Raw genomic sequence first — 26,550 nt, 5'->3', positions numbered from 1 at the left:
GTATTGCCAACATGGAAACAAACACAACTTAAACATTGGAGATTTTTCAAGGATGAAAAAAATTATCATTATTGGGTCAGGCTTTGCAGGATTAACGGCTGTTAGAACTCTTAGAAAAAACGACAAACACGTACAAATTACTTTAATATCACCCAAAGCAGAGTTGATTTATATGCCAAGTTTGATTTGGATACCATCAGATATAGTTAGTAAAAAAGACATTGTTATTTCACTTGAACGTTTTTTTAAACGTATGAATGTTCGCCATATTGCTAGTGAAGTCACAGGTTTGTCAAACCATGCTAGAACTGTGATTACCTCAACAGATGACTATGAGAATGATGCGCTTATTATTGCCTCAGGTGGGCAGTTTCTTAAGAAGTTGCCTGGTATTGAGCACGTTATTACGCCGTGTGAAGGACTGAGTGCTGTTGAGCAAATACGTGATAAAATCCAGGCTATGGATAGTGGTAATATTGCCATTGGTTTTGCTAGCAACCCCAAGGAGCTAAGTGCTATGCGTGGTGGTCCGATGTTTGAGTTTTTGTTTGGTCTGGATACGCAATTACGGCAAGAAGGTCGACGCGATAAGTTTAATTTAATTTTTTTTACTTCTACAAAAAAGCCAGGGGCTCGCTTGGGTGAAAGGGCAGTTAAGAGTTTATTAAATGAGATGAAAAAGCGTAAAATCAAAACGTATCTTGGACACAAGATGAAGGCTTTTGAGGTTGATAAAGTTATCACTGAAGGCAGTGAGTTTGCCACAGATTTGATTTTGTTTATGCCAGGAATGACAGGCAATGAGTGGTTTGATAATACCGAGCTTGAGCGTAGTGAAGGTGGTCTACTTAAAGCAGATAAGTTTTGCCAAGTTCAAGGTGGTGATAGGGTATTTGTAGCAGGTGATTCAGGTTCTTTTTCAGGGCCAGAGTGGATGCCAAAGCAAGCACACATGGCGGATTTACAAGCTACTGCTGCTGCTAAAAATGTGTTGGAGGTTCTGAATAATAACTCCCCTAGTCATACTTTTAAGATTGAATTAATGTGTATTATTGATTCGAATAATAAAGGTATGTACATATCACGTACACTAAAAGGCGGATTAATGTTACCAAATTGTCGTTTGATGCATTATGCCAAACAGATTTTTGGTTGGTGGTATTTACGTCAATATAGAAACTAAACCGTTTGACAATAGATAGCCTATAACACTTGTTTGATTAAAATAAACTTACCGTCATTCTTTCCAAGTCTGAATTACTAAACTTAAAAAACGAACCACTAATGGTGTAAATTATGTCAACCATCATATTAACTGAATAAAACCCACTATGAGCAGCATAGTTTGGTGTGCCATATTGTTTGATAAACAGTCCTTGCTTATATTTGGTCACGATCTGTAAATAAAGCGAATTTTTTAGGGTCTATTGGGTAGATGTTTTCCCATAATTTCAAAAGCCTCATTCCATTCAATTGCTTCAAATTGTGACTCACCACGTTACGCGCCATTTTTTCTTTTAAGTGGCTTGGTTAAACAAGTAGAGTAGGCGAATATTATTTAATAATGCGAAGACCCTTAGCGCAAACCACACTCTTGTCTAAAGTGTGGTTTAGAGACAAGCATACATATGGCAAGTGGTGTTTTTAATCTCTTTGTTTGTCGGCTTTTTTGACATATCTTGTGTTTTATACATTTTTATTAAAAAATATATTTTAAAGTATTTAATTTAACTAATTTATATTAATATAAATTGATAAGAAAAGCGGTTTGTGTATTTATTAAATGAGGATAAAATAGGATATCTCTTTGTTTTTTATGGCGTAATTGTATGAATGATTGTTTATTTTGTAAAATGATTAATGGTGACATTCCAGTCAATAAAATTTATGAAGATGAAAATGTTCTTGCTTTTTATGATATTAATCTACAAGCGCCCCATCATTTTTTAGTTATTCCAAAAATACACATTAAAACTTTAAATGATACTGATGATGCGAAATTATTAGGAAAATTAATACTAACAGCAAGTTGTATTGCTAAAGAGTTAGGTTTTTCTGATGGGGGTTATCGCGTGGTGATGAATTGTAATGAACAAGGTGGACAAACGGTTTACCATATTCATCTTCATTGTTTAGGTGGACGAGCATTGACCTGGCCACCAGGATGATAAGCATCTTTTAAAAAAGATATTTATAAGCCTTATTTTTTATAAGGAAAATAAACTTCTAATCAGATAAAATCTAGCCCTTAAATTTATTGAAATATTTTATCCATTATGAGTAATGAATTTTTAGCCAGACACCTTGGCCCAAGTACAAATGATATTGAGACTATGTTAAGTAGCATTGGTTGCTCATCTGTTGATGAGGTGATATCAAAAATAGTTCCTAAAAATATTTTATTTGGTAATCGAATGGCACTTGATGAAGGTATGACTGAGCGGGATACTTTGGCATTGGCTTCAAGCCTTGCTGCTAAAAATATCTTAGCAACTAACTTTATTGGTCAAGGTTATTATGGCACGTTGATGCCGAGCGTTATTCAGCGCAATATTTTAGAAAACCCAGGTTGGTATACAGCTTATACACCTTATCAAGCTGAAATTTCTCAAGGCCGTTTGGAAATGTTGCTTAATTTCCAGCAAATGATTATTGATTTAACGGGTATGGATATTTCTAATGCTTCATTATTAGACGAACCAACTGCTTGTGCTGAGGCGATGATGATGACTAAGCGTTCTAATAAAAAGAATAAATCCAATCAATTTTTGATTGATATTAACACTCATCCACAAACCATTACCATTTTGCAAACTCGTGCCAAGCCGTTAGGTATTGAATTGATTATTAAAGACATTCAATACCATGATTTTAGTGATTGTTTTGCTTGTTTAATGCAATATCCAGGTACAAATGGTGAAGTTCGAGATTTAACCGCTGATATTACTAGGGCAAAAGATAATGATGTATTAACCATTGTTGCTTGTGACCTTTTAGCATTAACACTCATTAAAACTCCTGCAGAAATGAGGGCTGATATTGCAGTAGGAAGCTCTCAACGCTTTGGCGTTCCTATGGGCTTTGGTGGGCCACATGCGGCATTTTTAAGTGCACGTGATGCGTTTAAACGCATGATACCAGGTCGGCTTATTGGCATGTCTAAAGATATTTTAGGCAATCCAGCAATGCGCATGTCACTACAGACTCGTGAGCAACACATTCGTCGAGATAAAGCTACTAGTAATATTTGCACTGCTCAAGTTTTATTAGCAGTACTAGCCGCCGCTTATGGTATTTATCATGGCGCTAAAGGTTTGAAAAAAATTGCATTAAGTACGCATGCTAAGGCTAATAATCTTGCTAGAAGCTTGCTTGATGCGGGCTTTGAGTTAGTTACAAAGCAATTTTTTGACACAATTACTGTTAATACGACCGATGCTATTAGTTTATTTAATTCAGTACAATTAAATAACATTAACTTACGTTTAATTAATGATAACCAATTAAGCATTGCACTTGATGAAACTACAACAGTTGATGAATTATCACTCCTTGTGTCAATTTTATCAGCAGGTAGTGTTTCTTATTGTCAGTCAAAAAATTTGCTTTTTAATATTACTAAAGATAATTTGCGTACTTCAGATTATTTAACTCATCCTGTGTTTAGTAACTACCACTGTGAGACTGAAATGATGCGCTATTTGAAACGTTTAGAAAATAAAGACATCGCCCTTAATCAATCAATGATTGCACTAGGTTCTTGTACTATGAAGCTTAATGCTGCGACGCAAATGTATCCAATTACATTGCCTGGTTTTTCTAATTTGCATCCGTATGCACCAGAAAATCAAACCAAAGGCTATCAGCAATTGTTTAAAGATTTAGAGCAAGCATTAGTAGAAGTTACAGGCTACGATGCAGTTTCTTTACAACCCAATGCAGGCTCTCAAGGTGAATTTGCAGGTCTTTTAGTAATTAAGTCGTATCATCAATCTAGAGGTGAGGAAGGGCGTAATATTTGTTTAATACCTCAGTCAGCACATGGTACTAATCCTGCTAGTGCAGTCATGGCAGGTATGAAAGTAGTGATTGTTAAATGTGATGAATCTGGCAATATTGATATTCAAGATTTAACAATAAAGGCTGAAAAATATGCAGATAAATTATCAGCTATTATGGTGACTTATCCTTCTACCCACGGTGTATTTGAGGTTGGAATTAAACAAATATGCGAGATTATTCACACCCATGGTGCTCAAGTATATTTAGACGGTGCAAATCTAAATGCCATGGTTGGTATTACTCGTATGGGTGAATTTGGTGCAGATGTGTCACATATTAATTTACATAAAACGTTTGCCATTCCGCACGGTGGCGGTGGTCCAGGTATGGGACCTATTGGCGTTAAATCGCACTTGAAAGAATTTTTACCAGGCAATCCATTGATTAAAAATTCTAACGCTGTATCCGCAGCTATGTATGGTAGCGCTTCAATTTTGCCAATTTCTTGGTCATATATTAAGCTACTAGGTAAATACGGCATGCAAAAATCCACTGAAGTTGCAATTTTAAGTGCTAACTATATTGCTAACGAACTGAAAAATTATTTTCCGATTTTGTATCAAGGTGATCATAATATGGTCGCACATGAGTGTATTATTGATATCCGCCCTTTAAAAGAACAGAGTGGCATCTCTGAGGAAGATATTGCCAAACGGTTGATGGATTATGGTTTTCACTCGCCAACTATGTCATTTCCAGTGGCAGGCACACTCATGATTGAACCTACAGAAAGTGAATCACTGCGTGAAATTAATCGTTTTATTAAAGCAATGATTAGTATTTATACCGAAATTCAAAAAGTAATTAAAGGCGAGTGGGATAAAAACAATAATCTTCTTAAAAATGCCCCACATATAGCAATTGAAATGGCTGGAAAATGGCAATATCCTTATTCACGAGAAGAAGCGTTATATCCAATAGACTCGTTGAAACAAAATAAATACTTTCCACCTGTTAAACGGATCGATAATGTGTATGGCGATCGAAATTTATTTTGTTCATGTCCAGACATTAAGAATTTTGAATGAATAGTTTTTACATTTTGTTTTTGTGTTTTATTTAGCCGTTCTAACGGGTTAAAGTAACATTTTGTTATTTTGGTGAAGAAGCCAAAGTTAATTAAGTAATTGGTTTGCAATGTTATCTTTTGCTAAGATTGATGTTAGTCAAAAAATAGGACTAGTATTTAAATATTGTGGAACTATTTAGGCAAGCCTTATGGAAGTTAAATAGTGATAGTTAAGGTATAAATAAAAAGTAAGTGTAGAATATTTTTAAAAAATAACTAAAATTTTTATCTATGAACTATCACTTAATTTATCAAGATTCAATTAGTACTGTACTGGACAAAGCGCGCGAATATCGAGTTTTACGTGAATTAGATTCGGTGATTAGTATTTATATTGATGTATTTGCAGTTGATTCTGATAATTAAGATACTTTGATGGTTTTTAACAGAATAGTATTTACATGATGACATCAAATAAAAGATAAGAAGATTATACAAACCATCACCAAATTAGACTCAAAATTTCATCGACATTATTACACAGAGATTTTTCTTGAGCGAAAAGATAGGGCGTTGCTTAAAACCCAATGTCATAATCTTTTACTTACGAGGAGTTAATAGAAGCAATTGATCAGTATGAAATGGTTGAAAAAATGACACAATCATATTGTTCAGATCCTATTTTGCGTTATAACAATTGCCTTAGAACTATTAAGAAGGGACGTTTACAGTCTAGAGTGGAATTTGATGAATTTTACTAACATTATTTTAAAAAACTGATGGCCTTTGTATAGATTTTTTGGTTTTTTTATGTTATTTTCCGTATGTTAAGCTTGTTAAATTTTCACTTTGGTCAAAGTGTTTTTGATGGTTTTTATAGTTGACTTACCATTTAATGATACTAAATATTGATTATGTTGCTTAGTTTTCACGTTATTGTGGCATTACCTCGTCAGCTTGTTAATAATATTAGCAAAGGGCAGGCTTATCAAAAAACCTTATCTTCAGGGCGTTCTTAGATTTGTTGTTTGGACTGGTACTGACACATTATTTGTGTTTTTCATTTTATATAGATAAACCCCCTCATATGGGCCAAGTTTGTACAAATGTATGATTTAGTTATTTTTTCAACTTGTGATGCTAATAATTTACATCATACGTTGACTAATATATTACAAATATTGTGAATTTCAGATAAACCTTACCATTTACTGGTTGTCTTGTTTGTATTAATTCTACTAGTTGGCTTCATCTCTATTCCAATGAGTGTGGTTTTATGAATCGATTAAATTTAAATGAATCTGTTGGGCCTTTAGAAAATTGCTGAAAAAGCACGTGATTTGTTGAGTGGTTAATTAAATACGCATATAACGGATTGTGTTGTGTACAGGTGGTGTGTTAGTTCTTATTATTTATCCACTAAATGCTAGGGGTTGCAATAGTTTCTGCCGTGATGTGGCTTTCACGCACTGTTAAGCATATTTGTGATATTTGGGATTAAGATTTATGGAAGGTGTGATGTGTACTTAGATTTTAGTGGCGTTATTAAAAAAATAGATTTGGCACAGGTTGAAAAAAAATATGGTAATTTGTTTGAAATGTATCTGTAAATCACAGATGATGGTCTTTATTTAACATCAATGAAAATATATCCAGAATCACATTATTTTATGGATGGATTATAATTTAATGACCATATTCAATGACTTGTTTGCCGTTAGCGAGGTTAATTTTTCAGCTCATGACGTTAATCGACTTAATTCTTCTGTGCTTATGCAAGATTTAGCAGATGATTATTTTATCTTGCCACAAATCATTGCTAATTATTTAGCTAGAAACAAGTTTAATAAAATTGAGCTCAACCATGAAAAAGTTCAATAAGCCTTAAGTACTGCTAAGATTAGAATTGAGTAATTAATGAACGTGTTTGAAGTGAAACATTTCTCTGAATATTTTCACCAAAAACTGAGAAAAATCCTGTCGAATTTTAGAGTGTATAGTAAGTGTCTGACATAGGTGTATTGATATATAAAGACGCCCTTAAATAGAGAAGAATTTTGTGGTGTGCATGCTGCTCGAGTGGAGTGCTTTTTCAGAAGGTGAAGTAAAACGTGATGATAAGAATCATAGTTTTATTGTAGTATGGAAGTATGGAAGCGCCAATAAGAAGGAGCTAGACTTTAAGGAGTACTTACATTTTGGATTTATTAAGCCTAGCTGTTTAGGAATTACAAATAAATGATTTTTACATTGTATATTTGGTGACAAAAAATGTAAACACTCAAGGTGAATTTGCAGTTTATGAAATTGACACTTCATTTTAGAAATACAATCTGAAGCCTTTGATGTTTGTTTAAATCGCAGGTATTGTGCACATGTCTGACCTAAAGATGTATCATCACAAAATATTACAAGAATGAATAAGATTCTTGGATAATAACAATATTAACTTTTAACTTAACATAAAAACCACTAATGAGCTCAAAACTTCATCAATTAGCACTAGAATACCATCAAGGTGATCGTCCAGGAAAAATTATTGTTTCATCACATAAGCCACTAGCAACGCGTGAAGATCTTAGCTTGGCATATACACCTGGGGTTGCCGCGCCTGTTTGTGAGATTGTACAGGATGCAAACAAAGTTTATGACTTTACCATTAAGCGTAATTTGGTTGCTGTTATTTCTGATGGCTCTGCAGTCTTGGGACTTGGTAATGTGGGACCGTTAGCATCTAAACCTGTGATGGAGGGTAAGGCAGTATTGTTTAAATATTTTGCAGATATTGATGTCTTTGATATTGAGATTGATACTCAAGATGTTGATGAATTTGTACAAACGGTTAAAAATATTGCTCCAACATTTGGTGGTATTAATCTTGAGGATATTTCAGCGCCTCGTTGTTTTGAAATTGAAAAGCGTTTAATTGAGGCACTTGATATTCCTGTTTTTCACGATGATCAGCATGGTACAGCTATTATTATTGCAGCAGGTCTGTTAAATTCGCTTGAAATTCAAGGTAAGCATATTGAAACTGCTAAGTTTGTTTGTTTGGGTGCTGGTTCGGCAGGTATTGCTACTTTAAATTTATTGTGTGAATTAGGCTTATCAAAGGACAATATTTTATTGGTTGACAGAGAAGGTGTTATTTCTCAAGATATGGAAAATGTTAGCCAAATTAAAGCACAATATAGTGTAAAAACGGATAAAAAAACTTTGGCAGATGCTATGCAAGGTGCAGATGTTTTTATTGGTGTTGCTGCTGCTAATTTGGTATCAAAACAGATGATTAAATCTATGGCAAATAGACCTATTGTCTTCGCTTTATCAAATCCAAACCCTGAAATTTCACCTTCTGATGTCAATTCAGTGCGTGATGATTTAATTATGGCAACAGGTCGAAGTGATTATCCAAATCAAGTTAACAATGTATTGGGTTTTCCTTTTATTTTTAGAGGTGCACTAGATGCAAAAGCTAGTGAAATCAATTCAAAAATGAAAATAGCAGCAGTTCATGCGCTTAAAGATTTAGCAAAACTTGAAGTACCAAGTAGTGTTTTAAAAGCCTATAGTGCAGAGTCTATGGTGTTTAGTAAAAGTTATATTATCCCTAAACCTTTTGATCCAAGGTTGATAGATGTGGTGCCAAAAGCAGTATTTGATGCCGCTGTTTCAAGTGGTGTTTCACGTTTGTAATTAACGAAGAGACAATCTTTAAAAAACAAAAAAAATGTCAAATTAACACTTGCACTCTAAAGATAGCTATGGGATAATTCCTGATTGTTTTTTGGAGGGGTTCCCGAGTGGCCAAAGGGAACAGACTGTAAATCTGTCGGCTCTGCCTTCGAAGGTTCAAATCCTTCCCCCTCCACCATAAGGCATAATAGGTTTGCGGGTATCGTATATTGGTATTACCTTGGCCTTCCAAGCCAATGAGACGAGTTCGATTCTCGTTACCCGCTTCAAGATGGAGTGGTTGTGCTCATCTAGCTCAGTTGGTAGAGCACTTCCTTGGTAAGGAAGAGGTTGGCGGTTCAAATCCGCTGGTGAGCTCCAAAAATTTAAAATTTAATTTGTTAAACGCAGGGTAATAAAATGTCAAAAGAAAAATTTGAAAGAACCAAGCCACACGTCAACGTCGGAACAATCGGTCACGTTGACCACGGCAAAACCACACTCACAGCTGCTATTACTAAAATTATGTCAAAAGCACATGGTGGTGAATTTAAAGATTATTCAGATATTGATAATGCTCCTGAAGAAAGAGAACGTGGTATTACTATTTCAACAGCCCATGTTGAGTATGAAAGTGAAGCTCGTCATTATGCACACGTTGACTGCCCAGGACACGCTGACTACGTTAAAAATATGATCACAGGTGCTGCTCAAATGGACGGCGCTATTATTGTCATCGCTGCTACAGATGGCCCAATGGCTCAAACTCGTGAGCATATCTTATTATCTAAGCAGGTAGGTGTACCTTACATCATTGTTTACATGAATAAAGCCGATATGGTTGATGATGAAGAATTGGTTGAATTGGTTGAATTGGAAATACGTGAGTTACTAGATGAATATGATTTTCCAGGTGATGACACCCCAGTTATCTTTGGTTCAGCACTTAAAGCTTTAGAAGATGACACGTCAGATATTGGCGTGCCTTCTATTATTAAATTAGTAGAAGCACTAGACACTTACATTCCAACTCCTAAGCGTGACACAGACAAGCTATTTTTAATGCCAATTGAAGATGTATTTTCAATTTCAGGTCGTGGTACTGTAGTGACAGGCCGTATTGAAGCAGGCATTGTTAATGTTGGTGATGAGTTAGAAATCGTTGGTATTAAAGACACACAAACTACCACTTGTACCGGTGTTGAAATGTTTAGAAAGTTACTTGATTCAGGTGAAGCAGGTGACAATGTGGGTGTTTTACTTCGTGGTACCAAGCGTGAAGAGGTTGAACGTGGTCAAGTATTAGCCAAGCCAGGTTCAATCAAGCCACATTCAAAGTTTGAAGCAGAAGTTTATATTTTAAGCAAAGATGAAGGTGGTCGTCATACCCCGTTCTTTAACAACTACCGTCCACAGTTCTATTTTAGAACAACAGATGTTACAGGCGCTTGTCAGCTACCTGATGGTGTAGAGATGGTTATGCCAGGCGATAACGTGAAAATGCAAGTAGAGTTATTGTCACCAATCGCTATGGAAGATGGTTTAAGGTTTGCTATTAGAGAAGGTGGTCGTACAGTAGGTGCGGGTGTAGTTTCTAAGGTGGCGGATTAATTAAAAAAGTTAAAATTTAAATAGATTTAAAAAAATAAAGTTGGCTTGGACACTGATTCAAGTCTTTAAGATTTATAGGCAAGTGGCTCAATTGGTAGAGTAATGGTCTCCAAAACCATTGATTGGGGGTTCAAATCCCTCCTTGCCTGCCATGTTTAAGGATGTAATGTGACTAAAGCAGTAGAAAGACAAGCAAAAGAATCACAATTAGGAATGATTGTATCAGTCCTAATTGTGATTGCATTTTTTGTATTGTTTTTTTTAAATCCATTAGGATTAAATACAATGCTATACAAAGTATTGGTTTTATTAACGGGTCTTGTGTTGGCAGGTTTTGTATTCTTTAAATCGCCCCAAGGTATGCGTTTTAATTCATTTTTAATCGAGACAAAAATTGAATTACGCAAAGTTGTTTGGCCCACGCGTGATGAAACTATTAAAACCACAGGCATGATTATGGTTGCTGTTGTGATTGTGGCTATTTTCTTATGGATAGTTGATATGCTGCTCTCGTGGATGGTGCAGTTGTTAACAAATTAAGAGGGCTAAAATGTCTAAAAAATGGTATGTGCTTCATGCAAGAAGTGGTTTTGAAGCGAAGGTTAAGATTGCAATTGAAGAGTCTGTTATTAGAGAAGGTCTTGAAGATTTAGTGGGTGAAGTTTTTGTGCCGACTGAGCAAGTTGTTGAGTTAAAAGATGGGCAAAAAAAAACGGCTGAACGTAAGTTTTTTCCAGGCTATATGCTGGTGAATATGGAATTGACTGAGCCCAGTTGGTTATTAGTTAAAAATACTAATAATGTGATTGGTTTTATTGGTAGCTCATCAGGTAAACCCTCTCCAATTACGCAACGTGAAGTTGATAAAATTCTTGCACGTGTGCAAGAAGGTGCTGATAAGCCTAAGCCTAAAGTGGCTTATCAACCAGGTGAAGAAATTTTAGTTGTTGATGGACCGTTTAATGAATTTAATGGTTTAGTTCAGGCAGTTGATTACGAAAAAAATTTTCTGAAAGTAGAGGTGCTAATTTTTGGCCGTTCTACCTCAGTAGAATTGGAATTTTCTCAAGTAGAGAAGACTTAAAGACAAGCAGCTTTTAAAGTTGTGATTTGACAGGGGAGCTTAATCGGCGTTTGTACCCAAAACGAGGCAAAATACTCAAGGAAGAAAAATGGCGAAAAAAATTGAATCTTATATTAAGCTTCAAGTGGCTGCACAAGAAGCAAATCCATCACCACCTGTAGGTCCTGCATTGGGTCAGCATGGTGTTAATATTATGGAATTTTGTAAAGCATTTAATGTAAAAACTCAAGATATTGACAAGGGCATGAAGGTGCCCGTTGTGATCACTGTTTATAGTGATCGTAGTTTTACTTTTGTAACCAAAGCACCACCAGCAGCTTTGTTAATCTTAAAAATAACGGGTATTAAAAAAGGCAGTGGTGTTCCTCATCTAGATAAAGTGGGCAACATTACTCGTATTCAATTAGAAGAAGTGGCCAGTATGAAAATGAAAGATTTGAATGCAAATGATATGGATGCAGCAGTTCATATTATTTCTGGCACAGCTAGGTCAATGGGCATTACGGTGGAGGGTTGAGTAAGTGGCTGAATTAACAAAAAAACAAAAAGATATTTTAGTCAAGGTTGAGTCTAATAAGTGTTATTCAATCAATGATGCACTAAATTTATTAAAAGAATGTGCAACAGCAAAATTTGACGAATCTATTGATATGAGTATCAATTTAGGTATTGATGCTAAGAAATCTGACCAAAATGTTCGTGGTGCGATTGTGCTTCCAAATGGTACGGGTAAAACAGTTTGTGTTGCTGTATTCACTCAAGGTGATAACATAGCTAAAGCGCAAGATGCTGGTGCAGACGTTGTTGGTATGGAAGATTTAATGAAATCTATGCAAGACGGTGATTTAAACTATGATGTGGTTATCGCCTCTCCGGATGCTATGGGTGTTGTGGGTCGTCTAGGTCAAGTGTTAGGCCCTCGTGGTTTAATGCCTAATCCTAAAGTTGGTACAGTAACGTCAGATGTTGCAACCGCTGTTAATAATGCTAAAACAGGTCAAGTGCGTTATCGTGCTGACAAGGCTGGTATTGTTCATGCTTGTGTTGGTAGAGTGTCATTTAATGTAAGTGCACTAACACAAAATATTAATGTTTTAATGGAAGCACTTAAAAAAATAAAACCTAGCTCAGCTAAGGGTGTTTATTTTAAAAAATTAAGCATTTCTTCGACTATGGGGCCAGGGCTTAGCGTTGATTTAGCAAGTTTAGATATTTAAGTTTTATTAGAATTTTTTGGGTCGCAAGATTTATCTTGCACGATCTCAAAGACCATAGGTGTAAACATATCTTCTGGTATGTTTATTTAATTGATTGGTTTTTCAATCTGCCTATGTAGAGGGTATGCAAATACTCTATGGTGAAAGTTATCAAAAGATGGCTTTTTTTAAATTGTTCAGGAGAGGTAAATGGCTCTAAATCTAATGGCAAAAAAAGCAATTGTCAAGCAAGTAAACTCATTAGCAAAAGTGTCAGTTTCTGTTGGTGTTGCTGAGTATTGCGGATTGACAGTTGAGCAAATGACTAATTTACGTTCAAGTGCAATTGATGCTAACGTGACTTTACGTGTTGTAAAGAACTCACTAGCAAAAAGAGCATTGGTAAAGACAGAATGCGAATGTGTATTTCTGGTTCTTAGTGGGCCAATTATTTTGGGTTTTTCACAAGAAGATCCAGGTGCAGTAGCACGAGTATTCAAAAACTTTATTAAAGAAAATAAAAATTTAGTCGTTAAAGGTTTGGGCGTTTCAGGTGAATTTGTAAAATCAAATCAGCTTCAACGTATTGCAGACTTGCCAACTAAAGATCAGGCAATTGGTATCACAATGACGTTAATGTTAGCACCAGTTGAAAAGCTAGTTAGAACCTTAATTGAGTTTCCAACTAAAGTAACTCGAGTAGTGTCAGCAGTTTGCGATTAAAAATAATCATAAATAAAAGGAGTAAATATCATGGCTAAATTAACCAATGAAGATATTTTAAATGCAATTGCCGATATGTCGGTAATGAATGTTGTTGAGTTAGTATCAGCAATGGAAGAAAAGTTTGGTGTAAGTGCAGCACCAGTTGCAGCACCACCAGTTGTAGCAGATACAATAGATGATGTAGTAGTTGAGAAAGATGAGTTTGATGTTATGTTAACCTCATTTGGAAAGAAGAAAGTTGCCGTTATTAAGATGGCTCGTAGTATTACTGGACTGGGTCTAAAGGAGGCTAAAGACATGGTTGAGTCTGCGCCAGTAGTAATCAAAGAGGGTGCATCTAAGGTAGAAGCTGAAGACATCCAAAAGCAGCTTGAAGAAGCTGGTGCTAGCGTAGAACTAAAATAATTAGTTAAGCGTAAAAATCTAGAATCCCCGAGAAGGGGGTTTTGGTATTTTATTTGCACACTAAATTAAAGTACAGACTCAATGAGATGTTTTTTAAAAATATAAGTTGAAGTTTGTTGATTAAGAAGAAATTTTTATATAATACGATCAACTCAATACGAGGTATTCATGGCTTATTCATTCACCGAAAAAAAGCGAATTAGAAATAACTTTGGTTCTAGAGAATCAATTTTGACCGAACCAGATTTACTAGCAATCCAAATTGATTCATTTAACAGTTTTATCCAAAAAGATAGTAAAACTAAGCAAGATATTGGTTTGCATGCTGTTTTCCAATCGGTATTTCCGATTACTGCGGTTAATGGTTATGCACAAATTGAATATGTTGATTATGAATTACAAGAGCCTAAATTTAATGTTGAAGAATGTAAGTTACGTGGTGTAACGTTTGCATCTACGTTGCGCGTTAAATTAAGTTTAGTTTTGTTTGATAAAAATGGTTCAACTTTGAAGAAAAAACGCAAGATTAAGCAAATTATTGAAGAAGATATTTATTTAGGACAATTACCACTAATGACTGAAACGGGTACCTTTGTTATTAATGGTACTGAGCGTGTTGTTGTGTCTCAATTGCATAGGTCTCCTGGTGTTATTTTTGAGCATGATAAGGGTAAAACACACTCTTCAGGTAAGATTTTATTTTCTTCTCGCATTATCCCTTACCGTGGTTCATGGTTAGATTTTGAATATGATCATCATGAACATTTGTATGTTCGAATTGATAGACGTAGAAAATTACCAGTCACTACATTATTACGCGCTATGGGTCTAAGTAGTGAAGGCATTCTTGAAACCTTTTTTGAAAAGACTACTATTAAATTAAAAGCTAAATCATGCGATTTAAACATGGTACCGATTCGTCTGCAACGTACAATTGCGGAATTTGATATTGTTGCTAATCAAGATGTGATAGTTGAAAAAGGTCGTAGAATTACTGCTAAGCATGTCAAGTTATTGAAAAAAGTAGGTATTAAATCAATTAATGTACCATTAGAGTATTTACTTGATAAGGTAATTTCTGCTGATATTTTTGATAAAGACACGGGTGAAATTTTAATATCAGCCAATACTATTATTCTTGAAGAAGTATTAGAGTTATTAAACATCAATAAAATTAAAAAAATAGAAATCCTTTATATTAACGCTTCTGAGACAGGCGCTTATATTTCAGATACATTGCGTTTAGATGAAACACAAACTGAGATTGAAGCTCGTATGTCGATCTATCATGTAATGCGTCCGGGTGAACCTGCCACTGAAGATGCGGTTAATCTATTATTTAATAATTTATTTTTTAAAAACGATCGCTATGATTTATCAAAAGTTGGCCGTATGAAGCTTAATCGTCGTTTGGGCATTGGTTCTGAAACAGGTGAACATGTATTAACCAATGATGATATTATCAGTGTTATTAAGTTACTCATTAATATTAAAGATGGTAATGATTCTGTTGATGATGTTGATACGCTAGCTAATAGACGCGTAAGAGCAATTGGTGAGATGATTGAGAATCAGTTTAGAGTTGGCCTTGTTAGGGTTGAAAAAGTAGTTAGAGAAGGTTTAAATTTAGCTGAAACAGACGAATTAACGCCACAAGATTTAATTAATTCTAAGCCTGTATCTGCAGCAGTTAGAGAATTTTTTGGTTCTTCTCAGTTGTCTCAATTTATGGATCAAGTGAATCCTTTATCAGGCGTTACTCATAAACGTCGTATTTCTGCCTTAGGTCCTGGTGGATTAACTCGTGAGCGTGCTGGTTTTGAAGTACGTGATGTGCATCCTTCGCACTATGGTCGTTTGTGTCCAATTGAAACACCAGAAGGCCCTAATATTGGCTTGATTAATACATTGGCTGTTTATGCTAAAACAAACAGTTATGGATTTTTAGAGACGCCTTATCAAGTGGTTAAAAATGGTAAAGTGACTAAAGAGGTGGTTTATGTTTCAGCCATTGATGAAATCACACATACAATTGCACAAGTAAATGCAATAGTGAATGATAAGGGCAAGTTAATGAGCGATCTTATTTCTTGTCGCCATAAAAATGAGTTTGTTTTGGTAAATTCATCAAAAGTTACGTTAATCGATATTGATTCTAAGCAAATTGCATCGGTAGCAGCATCGCTCATTCCTTTCTTAGAACATGATGATGCGAACCGTGCACTCATGGGCTCAAATATGCAACGCCAAGCTGTTCCTGTGTTAAAAGCTGAAAAACCATTGGTTGGTACAGGTATTGAGCGTGTTGTAGCAACAGACTCTCGTGTTTGTGTGACTGCTAAACATTCTGGTGTGGTTGAGGCGGTAGATGCATCACGTATTGTTATTCGTGTAGATTCTAAGAAAACTAAAGCAAGTGAACTGGGTGTTGATATTTACAATTTGACCAAGTATTCACGCTCCAATCAGAATACTTGTATTAACCAAAAACCATTAGTTAAAACAGGTGACAAAATTTCTGCTGCTGATGTTTTGGCAGATGGTCCATCAACTGATATGGGCGAGTTAGCACTGGGTCAAAATATGAAAATTGCTTTTATGCCTTGGAACGGCTATAACTTTGAAGATTCAATTTTAATTTCAGAGAAGGTTATACAAGAAGATCGTTATACAACAATTCATATTGAAGAGTTAACTGCCTATTCACGTGATACTAAATTAGGTCCTGAAGAGATTACAGCAGATATTCCAAATGTTAGTGAGTTAGCACTAGCTAAGTTGGATGAAGTGGGTGTTGTTTATGTGGGTGCTCGTGTTAAAGGTGGCGATATTTTAGTAGGCAAGGTAACTCCTAAGAGCGAAACAGTGCTTTCTCCTGAGGAGAAATTACTCAGAGCTATTTTTGGCGAAAAAGCTAACAATGTTAAAGATTCATCATTACGTGTTGGCGCCTCTAAATCGGGTGTTGTTATTGATGTTCAAATATTTACACGTGATCGAGTGGAAAAAGATGATAGAGCATTAAGTATTGATGCAGAACGTTTAGAGAGAATTAAAAAAGACATTGACGATGAATTTGGTATTATTGATGGTGATATCTTCCGTCGTGTGCGTTTAAAACTTTCTGGTAATATGCTAAGTAAGGTTGCTGGTGATATTAAAGCAGGTGAAAAGTTAAGCGCTAAACTGATGAAAAAACTTGATAACAAAGATATTTCAAAGCTTAAAGTTGAAGATGCGGCTGTTAATAAAGAGGTAGCAGCATTGATTAAACAAGCTAAAGCTAAGCAAATTGAATTTAAGAAATTTTTTGAAGAAGAAAAAGCTAAAATTAACGAAGGTGCAGAATTGCCACCAGGTGTTATGAAAATGGTTAAAGTTTACGTAGCAACCAGTAAAACACTCCAAGTAGGTGATAAAATGGCTGGACGTCATGGTAACAAAGGTGTAATTTCGCGCGTATCTCCAGTTGAAGATATGCCTTATCTTGTAGACGGTTCCACCATAGATGTCGTACTTAATCCATTAGGAGTGCCATCACGTATGAATGTGGGTCAAGTATTAGAAGTTCACCTAGGTTATGCCGCTAAAGGTTTAGGATATAAAATTACCGCCATGTTAGATGAAAAACGAACTGATATGGTTAAACAGATTAGAGATTTCTTAGATGAGGTCTATAACTCGTATGGCAAACAAGAAAATTTAGCCTCATTTAGTGATGAAGAAATTATTGAATTGGCAAGCAATCTTCGCGAAGGTGTGCCAATGGCAACACCAGTATTTGATGGTATTAAAGAAAAAGATATTAAATCATTACTTAAGTTAGCTGACTTACCAGAATCTGGACAAGAGCAATTATACGATGGTCGTACAGGCGAACCATTTGATCGCCATGTGACTGTCGGCTATATGCATATGTTAAAACTAAATCATTTGGTTAATGATAAAATGCATGCGCGTTCTACTGGCCCTTATTCACTAGTGACACAACAGCCACTCAGTGGTAAGGCTCAGTTTGGTGGTCAAAGATTTGGTGAGATGGAGGTATGGGCATTAGAAGCTTATGGCGCAGCGCACACATTACGCGAAATGTTAACGGTAAAGTCTGATGATGTCGGAGGACGAGCAAAAATGTATAAGAGTATTGTTGATGGTAAGAATTTAACAGAGTCGATCATGCCAGAATCATTTAATGTTTTAGTGAAAGAGATTCGTTCGTTAGGTATTGATGTTGAGTTAGAACAACACTAATTAGGAGAATTCAATGAGAGATTTATTAAAAATTCATAAGTTAGAGCAAAAAGAGCAAGATTTTGACGCAATTAGAGTTGGACTGGCTTCTCCTGAGAAGATTCGTTCATGGTCATATGGTGAAGTTAAAAAGCCTGAAACTATTAATTATCGTACGTTTAGGCCTGAAAGAGAAGGCTTATTTTGTGCTAAAATATTTGGTCCCATGAAAGACTTTGAGTGTTTGTGTAGTAAGTACAAGCGCATGAAGTTTCGTAATGTTGTTTGTGAAAAATGTGGAGTTGAGGTAACGCATTCAAAGGTTCGCCGTGAGCGCATGGGTCATATTGAATTAGCAGCACCAGTTGCGCATATTTGGTATTTAAAGTCTTTACCTTCGCGTTTAGGATTGTTGATGGATATGACATTGAAGGATATTGAGCGCGTGCTTTATTTTGAAGCATTCTTAGTAACTGATCCAGGTTCAACATCACTCGTACACAAGCAGTTATTAACTGAAGAGATGTATTTTGATGCACTAGATGAATATGGTGATGATGAGTTTGAGGCAAAAATGGGTGCGGAAGCTATTCAAGATGTTTTATCAGACATGAAGCTTGAGGTTGAAGCGGCTAATTTACGTGAAAATAGCTTAAATACAAAAAGTCAAACTAAACTTAAAAAATATAATAAACGCCTTAAATTAGTTAACTCATTAATTCAATCTGGCAATAAGCCAGAGTGGATGGTATTAAAAGTATTGCCTGTTCTTCCACCTGATTTACGTCCTTTAGTGCCATTAGATGGTGGTCGTTTTGCGACCTCAGATCTTAACGACTTATATCGTCGTGTAATTAATCGCAATAATCGTTTAGCACGTTTATTAGAACTTGATGCGCCTGAAATTATCGTTCGTAATGAAAAGCGTATGCTACAGGAAGCAGTAGATTCATTAATTGACAATGGTCGTCGTGGTCGCTCTGTAATGGGTAATAATCGTCGTCCTTTAAAATCTATATCAGATATGATTAAAGGTAAGCAAGGACGTTTCCGCCAAAACTTATTAGGTAAGCGAGTTGACTATTCAGGTCGTTCAGTGATTGTTTGTGGACCATATCTTAAACTGCATCAATGTGGTTTACCTAAAAAAATGGCATTAGAATTGTTTAAGCCATTTATTTATAATAGATTGCAAGTCAAGGGCTTGGCTTCAACCATCAAAGTTGCTAAGAAGATGGTTGAAAGCGAATCACCAGAAGTATGGGATGTTTTAGAGAGAGTCGTGCATCAGCATCCAGTATTACTAAATCGTGCACCAACATTACACCGTTTAGGCATCCAAGCATTTGAACCATTATTAATTGAAGGTAAAGCCATTCAGTTGCATCCACTTGTATGTGGTGCATTTAATGCTGATTTTGATGGCGACCAGATGGCAGTACACGTGCCTTTATCTGAGGAAGCACAACTAGAAGCAAGAACATTAATGTTAGCATCTAATAATGTATTACACCTTGCCAGTGGAGAGCCTATTATTGTGCCTTCGCAAGATGTTATTTTGGGTCTTTATTATATGACTCGTGAGATGATTAATCAAAAAGGTGAGGGACTAATTTTTGCAAATGCAACCGAAGCACTTAATGCTTATGAGTCTGGTAATGTTACCTTGCATGCAAAGGTTAAATTACGCATTCAAGATTATCAAAAGATTGATGGTAAATTTGAGTCAAGTACTAAACGTATCGTTGATACTACAGTGGGCCGTGCGATTTTTTCAAGAATTTTACCAAATGGCTTATCATTTGATTTAATCAATGAGGCTATTAGTAAAAAAGTAGTTTCTGATTTAATTCATGTTTGTTATCGTACGCAAGAGCTAAAGCAAACAGTTGTGTTTGCTGATCAAATGATGTACATGGGCTTTCAATATTCAACTAAATCAGGTATTTCATTTTGCTCAAATGATATGATTATTCCAGATTCTAAAGCCAAGATGATTGAACAGGCAAAGACTCAAGTTAAAGATATTCAGGAACAATTTTCTAAAGGTGTTGTAACTGATGGTGAACGCTATAATAAAGTAATTGATATTTGGTCACGTACTTCTGAAAAAGTGGCAAAAGCCATGATGGATGAAATTGGCTTTGAAGATTTCATTGATGCTGATGGTAAAACTCAAAAACTTGCCTCATTTAACTCGGTTTATATGATGGCTGATTCAGGAGCAAGAGGTTCTTCTGCACAAATGCGTCAGTTATCAGGTATGCGTGGGTTAATGGCGAAGCCAGATGGATCAATTATTGAAACACCAATTACATCAAATTTCCGTGAAGGCTTAAACAATATGCAGTACTTTATTTCTACACACGGTGCACGTAAGGGTTTAGCTGATACAGCACTTAAAACAGCAAATTCTGGTTATTTAACTAGACGTTTAGTGGATGTTGGACAAGACTTAGTTATTACTGAAGATGATTGTGGTACCGACAATGGACTGATTATGAAAGCAGTGATTGATGGTGGTAATATTGTACAAACTTTGGGTGTAGTAACATTAGGTCGAGTGACAGCAGAAGATATATTAATGCCAGATTCAACAGAGGTATTTTTAGAAAAAGGTCATTTGGTTTCTTTGGATGATTCAGACAAGATTAATGAATTAGGTATTGAGTCTATTAAAGTTCGCTCAGCTATTACTTGTGATACACGCTACGGTGTATGTTCATCATGTTATGGTAATGATATGGCTCGTGGTCATAAAATTGGTGTTGGTGAGGCGATTGGTGTTATTGCAGCACAATCCATTGGCGAGCCAGGTACGCAGTTAACCATGCGTACTTTCCATATTGGTGGTGCTGCGTCTGCTTCTACTACAATTAGTAGTGTCAATGTTAATACTGATGGTGTTGCACACTTTGAAAACTTAAAATCTATCACCAATGAAAATAATAATTTAGTGGTCATTTCTCGTTCTTCTGAGGTTACCATTCGTAATAACAAAGGTCAAGAAGTTGAGCGTTATAAAATTCCTTATGGTGCGATTGTGCATGTGCAAGAAGGTGGTAAGGTTAAAGCAAAAGACAAAATTGTTGATTGGGACCCGCATACGCACCCTATTATTTCTGAGCAAGCAGGTCGTGTAATTTTTGTAGATTTTGTTGAAGGTGTGACGGTTAATAAAAATACTGATCCGTTGACGGGTTTAACTTTCTTTGAGATGATTGATGAAGCTGAAAGATCCACGGCAGCAAAAGGATTAAAGCCGTTAATTAAAATGGTTGAGGAAAGTGATTCTGAAGTTGTACTATCAACACATTATCTACCTTCAACTGTTAAGATTAATTTAGATGACAATCAAGTAATTGTGGCAGGTGAAGTATTAGCTAAAATTCCTAAAGATTTGTCTAAAACAAGTGATATTACGGGCGGTTTACCACGTGTTGCTGATTTATTTGAAGCACGCAAGGCTAAAGATCATTCAATTCTTGTAGAAGCAACTGGTGTTATTAGCTTTGGCAGCTCTACTAAATCTAAAGATCGTTTAATTATTACCAATTCAGAAGGAGAAGCCATTGAAATGATGATTCATAAATGGCGTCAAATTAATGTATTTGATGGTGAAACAATTGAAAAAGGCGATGTGATTTCAGATGGTCCATCTAATCCGCATGATATTTTACGTCTATTGGGTGTTGAAGCTCTGGCTAATTATGTTGTTAGAGAGGTTCAGAATGTTTATCGCTTACAAGGTGTTAATATTTCTGACAAGCACATTGAAGTCATTGTTAAACAAATGCTACGTAAAGTCGAGGTTCTTGATGCAGGTGATTCATCATTTGTTAATGGCGAAACTACTGAATATGTTCGAGTCATTGAAACTAATAAGCAATTAGAAGTACAAGGTAAAGAACTAATCATCTATCAAAGATTGTTAATGGGTATCACCAAAGCATCTTTAGCAACTGAGTCATTTATTTCTGCTGCTTCGTTCCAAGAAACAACTCGTGTGTTAACAGAAGCTTCAACAACAGGACGTGTGGATACACTCCAAGGTTTGAAAGAAAACGTGATTGTGGGTCGATTGATTCCAGCAGGGACAGGTTTTAAACATCATCAAAAGCGTCGTGCTCAATATGTTGCAAGTATTACGCAAACGATTGATGCACAGCAGGCACTGGCTGATCAATTAAACGAAGCAGAGGAGCAAGCACAAGAGGGGTAACGTCAACTTTTGCTTAAAAATAAAAAACCACATTAATTTTGATTAATGTGGTTTTTTATTACAAGGTTTAAAATACTTAGAATTTCTACATAAATACTGTTTATATGAATCAATCTAGTTTTAATCAATTTGTTGAACAAGGCTATAACCATATTCCCGTTTTTAAAGAGGTGGTCCTAGATACTGATACCGCATTAGGTTTGTATTTAAAATTGGCAGATACACCTTATTCTTATCTTTTTGAATCTGTACAAGGTGGAGAAAAATGGGGTCGTTATTCTATGATTGGTTTGAGTGCACAAACCGTTATTAAAGTATTTGGTTATAAGGTTTGTATTGGAAAAAATTCAGAACATACAGAGCCATTCATTGTAGAAGATCCGCTACTATGGATTGAACAATATCAGCAGCAATATAAGGTGCCAAAAATTGACACTTTGCCAGAATTTAATGGCGGTTTGGTAGGCTATTTTGGTTATGAAATTATTCACTATATTGAACCAAAATTAAAACATATCAAGCAAAAAGATGAGCTTAATATTGCGGATATTATGCTTATGGTGTCTAATGATTTGGTGGTATTTGATAATTTAGCTAATAAAGCTTTTTTAATGACGCACATTAATCCTGTCAAGCAAAGTTTTAAAGATGCGCAATTAAGATTAAATAAAATTGAGCATCAGATTAATCAACCTTTAATTAAAAAAGATTATCAATCTGATCATCTTAGTAGTGCAGATTTTATCTCTAGCTTTGGTGAGCAAAACTATAAAGCCTCAGTTGATACCATTCAGCAATACATCAAGGCTGGTGATGTCATGCAGGTAGTGCCTTCACAAAGGCTTAGTGCAACATTCAAAGCGCCACCAATTGAGTTATATCGGCAACTTAGACGCCTCAATCCATCACCTTATATGTATTATCTCAACTTGGATGATATTATGATTATTGGTTCTTCACCAGAGATTCTCACTCGTGTGGATAGTAATAGACGTGCAACTGTTAGACCTATGGCAGGTACTCGTGCACGTAGTAAGAATAATGTCCAAGATTTGGCATTGGAGCAAGACTTACTAAATGATGAAAAAGAAATTGCAGAACATTTAATGTTGATTGACTTGAGTCGTAATGATTTAGGTCGTATTGCAAAAACTGGTACAGTTAAGTTGACTGATAAAATGTTTGTTGAACGTTACTCGCATGTGATGCATATTGTATCGAACGTTGAATGTGAGCTTAGAGATGATGTAAGCGTGATTGATGTTTTAAAAGCAATCTTTCCAGCAGGCACACTCAGTGGTGCGCCTAAAGTACGAGCTATGGAAATTATTAATGAGGTCGAGCCTTTAAAACGTAATATTTATTCAGGTGCAATTGGCTATTTATCTTGGCATGGATGTATGGATATGGCAATTGCTATTCGCACTGCTATAATTAAAAATCAAATACTTTATATCCAAGCTGGAGCTGGCATTGTTTATGACTCTATAGCACAGTCAGAGTGGGATGAGACTATGCATAAAGCTCAAGCACTTATCAAAGCTGCGCAGCAAGTTTAAAAGGAAAAGGTTAACTAAATAATCTCTTATTGGTTGGCAGTTTATTTTCTTTTTTCTGTAAATGTATGCATTTTAAACTAACTGCAAGCAATACTGATTTTTATAAATGGTATTACTTATAGTTAGTGTGAAAAACTATCTTGAAATAAAATTATAAAACGATGGGCATTGCATGACATTATTTTTAGAAATACTAGAATATTATAATATAACGCTTTAATAAAAGAGTTGCAAAGTATTTTTAAGTGCTATATCATTCTTCTCATCGAAGCTTGATTTGAAGGATTTGTTTTTTTATATAAAGAGGAGAGAAATATGAAGAAAACCATTGCTTCTATTTTAGCAGTCGTGACATTGGCAATATTGTTTATGTTGCCAACACAAGTAGGTGCTAAAGAAATGACGGGCGAAGAGGTAACTTTTGGTCGTAAGTTGGGTAATTGTCTATCATGTCACATGATTCCAGGCGGTAGTTTGCCAGGAACAATTGGGCCGCCACTACTTGCGATGAAAGCAAGATTTCCGAATAAAACTGATTTAAGAAAGCAAATTTGGGATGCGACTATTAAGAATCCATATTCAATTATGCCTCCATTTGGTAAGCACCAAGTACTAACCGAGAAGCAAATTGATCAAATTACAGATTTTATTTATTCAAAATAAGGAGAGTAGGATGAAAAGAAGATTATTTCTAAAAAATGCGATGTCAGGTTCTGTGTTTGCTACAGTAGTAGGCTCAGGCTTACTGACACCAAGTGTAGTTTTCGCTAATTCTACAAGTTTTAAGGCTAAATCAGATGTAGCAAGTGTTACGGTTGCAAATGCTGGTCAAGGTTCATTCAAATTTAAAGCGCCTAAGATTGCTGAGAATGGTGCAGTAGTACCAATGACAGTAGACGCTTCTAAAATGAAAGAAGTAACAAATATTTCTTTTTATATTAAAAATAACCCTACCCCTTTAGTAGCTTCATTTAATTTATCTGGTGCTCAGGGTTATGTTTCTACTCGTGTTAAGATGGATAAAACTTCTACAGTGGTAGCATTAGTGACAGCAGATGGAATAACAACTTCTAAAACTCAAGAAGTCAAGGTAACAATTGGTGGTTGTGGCGGTTAATTAACTAATCATATTAAAAGGAGAATATAAAAATGGCAAGTATTAAATTAAAGCCCAAGGCTAGAAAAGGCATTATTGGTATTAAGTGTTTAATTAAACACCCTATGGAGACAGGTTTACGTAAGAAAAAAGGTAAAATTATACCAGCTAACTATATTGAAAATATGGTTGTACTACACAATGGTAACAAGGTTGTAGATGCTGATATCGGTAGTTCAATTTCTAAAAACCCATATTTTAAGTTTAACGTTCCTGGTGTTAAGGGTGATATTATTGAACTTAAATATACAGATAATAAAGGTAAAACAGGTTCTGCGACTGTAAAATCTAAGTAGCTGTTTATAATTATTGAGGAGAAATTAATGAAAAAACTAATAACCACAGTGGCTAGTTTGGGTTTGTTGGTTAGTACGGTATTAGCTAATGTTGCATCTGATCAAAAAGCCCTTATTAACCACTTTAAAACAATCCTTCCGAGTGTTGAGTTTGCAGACTACACTAATGGTGTATATGCGATTGATCAAAACTCAAGAAAACAATTTGAAGAAATCTTAGATGGTATTCCTCCTTATGAGGAAGCAGTAGAGAAAGGTGGCAAGGAGTATTTGAAGTTTGGTCTTAGTAAGTGTAGCCCACTTAAAGATCCAGCAGCAGCTCGTATCAAACACCCATACTTCGATGAAGCAACTCAGCAAGTGGTTACACTTGAAGGTACGATTAAGAAGTGTTACCAACAACAAATTGGTAAGAAATTAGATTCTAAGAAAGGTAAAATTGCTCGTATTAGTGCTTGGATTTCAGATCAGGCAGTTGGACAAAAGATTAATGTAAAAGTTGAGTCTGCTGGTGCTCAAGAGGCTTATGAGAAGGGCAAGACTTTCTTTTATACTAAGCGTGGTCAGTTCAACATGTCTTGTGCAGATTGTCATGTGTATAACGCAGGCAAAAAAGCACGTGCTGATATTTTATCTCCTGTTTTGGGTCATACTACCCACCTACCTATGTATCGTACAAAATGGGCTAGTATGGGTACGCTACATCGTCGTTATGATGGTTGTTTGAAAAACATGCGTGCTAAGCCATTAAAAGCTCAGACAGAAACGTTTCGTAATATGGAATTCTTTCATCAAGCAATGAGTAATGGTCTTGAAATTACTGCTGATAGATACAGAAAATAGGGGTCACTAATGAAAAAAGTATTATTAACAATTTTGATACTGTTTGCTTTAATAGTTCAGGCCGATTTTTTGGATGATTCGCATAATTGGAATAACGGTTCTTCTGGTTCATTTAAATCTGTCATTAAAGCGGCTGAGACTGATTATAAAGTCAATCTTGCTGCAAATATGGCATGGCGTGATACTGAAAAAATGATTAAAAAAGCTAAAAGATTGTATAAAGCAGGTAAAAATGCTGCAGCAATTTCTTTAGCAAATAAAGCTCATAAGCAAATAATTAATGCAATAGCACAAACTGAATTGGCAAAAACAGCTGGACCTAGGTTCTAAGGAAATTTAGTGAGTTAAAAAAATACTTCAATATTGGACGGGGTATTTTTTATTTTGTCTGATGTATTTTTAAAACTTCCAGTATTTTATTAAAATAAAAAAAGTTCTTTAGACTTGTAAAATGAATCAACATTTCATCAAATTTA

The 26,550-nt window shown here is 35.4% G+C and carries 22 protein-coding genes and 4 tRNA genes; 25 read left to right on the top strand and 1 reads right to left on the bottom strand.

The features are described 5' to 3' along the window. Window positions 1-52 precede the first annotated feature (52 nt). Window positions 53-1,183, top strand: coding sequence for an NAD(P)/FAD-dependent oxidoreductase (locus RMAG_RS04080; protein WP_011738168.1), 1,131 nt, complete (start codon window positions 53-55; stop codon window positions 1,181-1,183). A gap of 37 nt (window positions 1,184-1,220) precedes the next feature. Here RMAG_RS04080 and RMAG_RS06175 read toward each other — a convergent pair whose 3' ends face one another. Further along, entirely contained in the window at window positions 1,221-1,394 is a 174-nt protein-coding gene (locus tag RMAG_RS06175; RefSeq protein WP_187145677.1) for a hypothetical protein, read from the bottom strand. A gap of 435 nt (window positions 1,395-1,829) precedes the next feature. Between RMAG_RS06175 and RMAG_RS04075 the strand changes: the two genes are divergently transcribed. From RMAG_RS04075 to RMAG_RS03960, 24 genes are all read left to right on the top strand, one after another. Next, complete coding sequence (locus tag RMAG_RS04075) at window positions 1,830-2,168, top strand: histidine triad nucleotide-binding protein (protein ID WP_011738167.1); 339 nt, start codon at window positions 1,830-1,832, stop codon at window positions 2,166-2,168. 108 nt (window positions 2,169-2,276) lie between these two features. Then, on the top strand, window positions 2,277-5,090 hold the full coding sequence (gene gcvP / locus RMAG_RS04070) for an aminomethyl-transferring glycine dehydrogenase (RefSeq protein WP_011738166.1): 2,814 nt from the start codon (window positions 2,277-2,279) through the stop codon (window positions 5,088-5,090). Window positions 5,091-5,362: 272 nt separating this feature from the next. Then, the gene (locus RMAG_RS06160) at window positions 5,363-5,497 is read left to right on the top strand and encodes a hypothetical protein (protein ID WP_268745588.1); all 135 of its coding nucleotides are present in this window, start codon (window positions 5,363-5,365) and stop codon (window positions 5,495-5,497) included. 1,263 nt (window positions 5,498-6,760) lie between these two features. Further along, window positions 6,761-6,952 carry a hypothetical protein gene (locus RMAG_RS04060; RefSeq protein ID WP_041194927.1) on the top strand — a complete coding sequence of 64 codons (192 nt, stop codon included), beginning with the start codon at window positions 6,761-6,763 and terminating at the stop codon, window positions 6,950-6,952. A gap of 594 nt (window positions 6,953-7,546) precedes the next feature. After that, window positions 7,547-8,767, top strand: a complete 1,221-nt coding sequence (locus RMAG_RS04055; RefSeq protein WP_011738165.1) for a malic enzyme-like NAD(P)-binding protein — start codon at window positions 7,547-7,549, stop codon at window positions 8,765-8,767. A gap of 93 nt (window positions 8,768-8,860) precedes the next feature. Further along, a tRNA-Tyr gene (locus RMAG_RS04050) sits at window positions 8,861-8,945 on the top strand. A 17-nt stretch (window positions 8,946-8,962) separates the two neighbouring features. Further along, window positions 8,963-9,033, top strand: a tRNA-Gly gene (locus RMAG_RS04045). Window positions 9,034-9,051: 18 nt separating this feature from the next. Next, window positions 9,052-9,127 (top strand) — tRNA-Thr (locus tag RMAG_RS04040). 39 nt (window positions 9,128-9,166) lie between these two features. Next, window positions 9,167-10,357, top strand: a complete 1,191-nt coding sequence (gene tuf, locus RMAG_RS04035) for an elongation factor Tu (RefSeq protein WP_011738164.1) — start codon at window positions 9,167-9,169, stop codon at window positions 10,355-10,357. 76 nt (window positions 10,358-10,433) lie between these two features. Then, a tRNA-Trp gene (locus RMAG_RS04030) sits at window positions 10,434-10,509 on the top strand. A 16-nt stretch (window positions 10,510-10,525) separates the two neighbouring features. Further along, complete coding sequence (gene secE, locus RMAG_RS04025; RefSeq protein WP_011738163.1) at window positions 10,526-10,897, top strand: preprotein translocase subunit SecE; 372 nt, start codon at window positions 10,526-10,528, stop codon at window positions 10,895-10,897. Window positions 10,898-10,907: 10 nt separating this feature from the next. After that, the gene (gene nusG / locus RMAG_RS04020) at window positions 10,908-11,441 is read left to right on the top strand and encodes a transcription termination/antitermination protein NusG (protein WP_011738162.1); all 534 of its coding nucleotides are present in this window, start codon (window positions 10,908-10,910) and stop codon (window positions 11,439-11,441) included. Between the two features lie 88 nt (window positions 11,442-11,529). Continuing rightward, window positions 11,530-11,958, top strand: coding sequence for a 50S ribosomal protein L11 (gene rplK, locus RMAG_RS04015; protein WP_011738161.1), 429 nt, complete (start codon window positions 11,530-11,532; stop codon window positions 11,956-11,958). A gap of 4 nt (window positions 11,959-11,962) precedes the next feature. Beyond that, the gene (gene rplA, locus RMAG_RS04010; protein ID WP_011738160.1) at window positions 11,963-12,658 is read left to right on the top strand and encodes a 50S ribosomal protein L1; all 696 of its coding nucleotides are present in this window, start codon (window positions 11,963-11,965) and stop codon (window positions 12,656-12,658) included. Between the two features lie 189 nt (window positions 12,659-12,847). Then, on the top strand, window positions 12,848-13,360 hold the full coding sequence (gene rplJ / locus RMAG_RS04005) for a 50S ribosomal protein L10 (RefSeq protein ID WP_011738159.1): 513 nt from the start codon (window positions 12,848-12,850) through the stop codon (window positions 13,358-13,360). Between the two features lie 30 nt (window positions 13,361-13,390). Beyond that, window positions 13,391-13,768: a 50S ribosomal protein L7/L12 gene (rplL, locus tag RMAG_RS04000; protein WP_011738158.1), complete on the top strand. Its 378-nt coding sequence runs from the start codon at window positions 13,391-13,393 to the stop codon at window positions 13,766-13,768. A gap of 168 nt (window positions 13,769-13,936) precedes the next feature. Beyond that, window positions 13,937-18,019 carry a DNA-directed RNA polymerase subunit beta gene (gene rpoB, locus RMAG_RS03995; protein ID WP_011738157.1) on the top strand — a complete coding sequence of 1,361 codons (4,083 nt, stop codon included), beginning with the start codon at window positions 13,937-13,939 and terminating at the stop codon, window positions 18,017-18,019. A gap of 13 nt (window positions 18,020-18,032) precedes the next feature. After that, complete coding sequence (rpoC, locus tag RMAG_RS03990) at window positions 18,033-22,220, top strand: DNA-directed RNA polymerase subunit beta' (RefSeq protein ID WP_011738156.1); 4,188 nt, start codon at window positions 18,033-18,035, stop codon at window positions 22,218-22,220. A 104-nt stretch (window positions 22,221-22,324) separates the two neighbouring features. Beyond that, window positions 22,325-23,779: an anthranilate synthase component I gene (trpE, locus tag RMAG_RS03985; RefSeq protein WP_011738155.1), complete on the top strand. Its 1,455-nt coding sequence runs from the start codon at window positions 22,325-22,327 to the stop codon at window positions 23,777-23,779. A gap of 315 nt (window positions 23,780-24,094) precedes the next feature. Further along, window positions 24,095-24,442 carry a sulfur oxidation c-type cytochrome SoxX gene (gene soxX, locus RMAG_RS03980; RefSeq protein WP_011738154.1) on the top strand — a complete coding sequence of 116 codons (348 nt, stop codon included), beginning with the start codon at window positions 24,095-24,097 and terminating at the stop codon, window positions 24,440-24,442. A 10-nt stretch (window positions 24,443-24,452) separates the two neighbouring features. Then, the gene (gene soxY, locus RMAG_RS03975) at window positions 24,453-24,896 is read left to right on the top strand and encodes a thiosulfate oxidation carrier protein SoxY (protein WP_011738153.1); all 444 of its coding nucleotides are present in this window, start codon (window positions 24,453-24,455) and stop codon (window positions 24,894-24,896) included. A 32-nt stretch (window positions 24,897-24,928) separates the two neighbouring features. After that, on the top strand, window positions 24,929-25,231 hold the full coding sequence (soxZ, locus tag RMAG_RS03970) for a thiosulfate oxidation carrier complex protein SoxZ (RefSeq protein ID WP_011738152.1): 303 nt from the start codon (window positions 24,929-24,931) through the stop codon (window positions 25,229-25,231). 27 nt (window positions 25,232-25,258) lie between these two features. Then, window positions 25,259-26,074, top strand: coding sequence for a sulfur oxidation c-type cytochrome SoxA (soxA, locus tag RMAG_RS03965; RefSeq protein WP_011738151.1), 816 nt, complete (start codon window positions 25,259-25,261; stop codon window positions 26,072-26,074). Between the two features lie 9 nt (window positions 26,075-26,083). Beyond that, window positions 26,084-26,404, top strand: coding sequence for a hypothetical protein (locus RMAG_RS03960; RefSeq protein ID WP_011738150.1), 321 nt, complete (start codon window positions 26,084-26,086; stop codon window positions 26,402-26,404). Window positions 26,405-26,550: the final 146 nt, after the last annotated feature.

It is taken from the genome of Candidatus Ruthia magnifica str. Cm (Calyptogena magnifica) (assembly GCF_000015105.1).
Taxonomy (GTDB): domain Bacteria; phylum Pseudomonadota; class Gammaproteobacteria; order PS1; family Pseudothioglobaceae; genus Ruthia; species Ruthia magnifica.
Note: the sequence above shows the minus strand (reverse complement) of the source record. Positions and strands in the feature narration are given on the sequence as shown.

Excerpts from the sequence above, each read along its gene's own strand:
- RMAG_RS04060 (WP_041194927.1), top strand. The coding sequence starts at position 6,761 with ATGACCATATTCAATGACTTGTTTGCCGTTAGCGAGGTTAATTTTTCA.
- soxZ (WP_011738152.1), top strand. The coding sequence starts at position 24,929 with ATGGCAAGTATTAAATTAAAGCCCAAGGCTAGAAAAGGCATTATTGGT.
- RMAG_RS04055 (WP_011738165.1), top strand. The coding sequence starts at position 7,547 with ATGAGCTCAAAACTTCATCAATTAGCACTAGAATACCATCAAGGTGAT.
- RMAG_RS04080 (WP_011738168.1), top strand. The coding sequence starts at position 53 with ATGAAAAAAATTATCATTATTGGGTCAGGCTTTGCAGGATTAACGGCT.
- tuf (WP_011738164.1), top strand. The coding sequence starts at position 9,167 with ATGTCAAAAGAAAAATTTGAAAGAACCAAGCCACACGTCAACGTCGGA.
- trpE (WP_011738155.1), top strand. The coding sequence starts at position 22,325 with ATGAATCAATCTAGTTTTAATCAATTTGTTGAACAAGGCTATAACCAT.
- soxA (WP_011738151.1), top strand. The coding sequence starts at position 25,259 with ATGAAAAAACTAATAACCACAGTGGCTAGTTTGGGTTTGTTGGTTAGT.
- soxX (WP_011738154.1), top strand. The coding sequence starts at position 24,095 with ATGAAGAAAACCATTGCTTCTATTTTAGCAGTCGTGACATTGGCAATA.
- rplJ (WP_011738159.1), top strand. The coding sequence starts at position 12,848 with ATGGCTCTAAATCTAATGGCAAAAAAAGCAATTGTCAAGCAAGTAAAC.
- RMAG_RS03960 (WP_011738150.1), top strand. The coding sequence starts at position 26,084 with ATGAAAAAAGTATTATTAACAATTTTGATACTGTTTGCTTTAATAGTT.
- rplK (WP_011738161.1), top strand. The coding sequence starts at position 11,530 with ATGGCGAAAAAAATTGAATCTTATATTAAGCTTCAAGTGGCTGCACAA.
- rpoC (WP_011738156.1), top strand. The coding sequence starts at position 18,033 with ATGAGAGATTTATTAAAAATTCATAAGTTAGAGCAAAAAGAGCAAGAT.
- rplL (WP_011738158.1), top strand. The coding sequence starts at position 13,391 with ATGGCTAAATTAACCAATGAAGATATTTTAAATGCAATTGCCGATATG.
- rpoB (WP_011738157.1), top strand. The coding sequence starts at position 13,937 with ATGGCTTATTCATTCACCGAAAAAAAGCGAATTAGAAATAACTTTGGT.
- soxY (WP_011738153.1), top strand. The coding sequence starts at position 24,453 with ATGAAAAGAAGATTATTTCTAAAAAATGCGATGTCAGGTTCTGTGTTT.
- nusG (WP_011738162.1), top strand. The coding sequence starts at position 10,908 with ATGTCTAAAAAATGGTATGTGCTTCATGCAAGAAGTGGTTTTGAAGCG.
- RMAG_RS06160 (WP_268745588.1), top strand. The coding sequence starts at position 5,363 with ATGAACTATCACTTAATTTATCAAGATTCAATTAGTACTGTACTGGAC.
- gcvP (WP_011738166.1), top strand. The coding sequence starts at position 2,277 with ATGAGTAATGAATTTTTAGCCAGACACCTTGGCCCAAGTACAAATGAT.
- RMAG_RS04075 (WP_011738167.1), top strand. The coding sequence starts at position 1,830 with ATGAATGATTGTTTATTTTGTAAAATGATTAATGGTGACATTCCAGTC.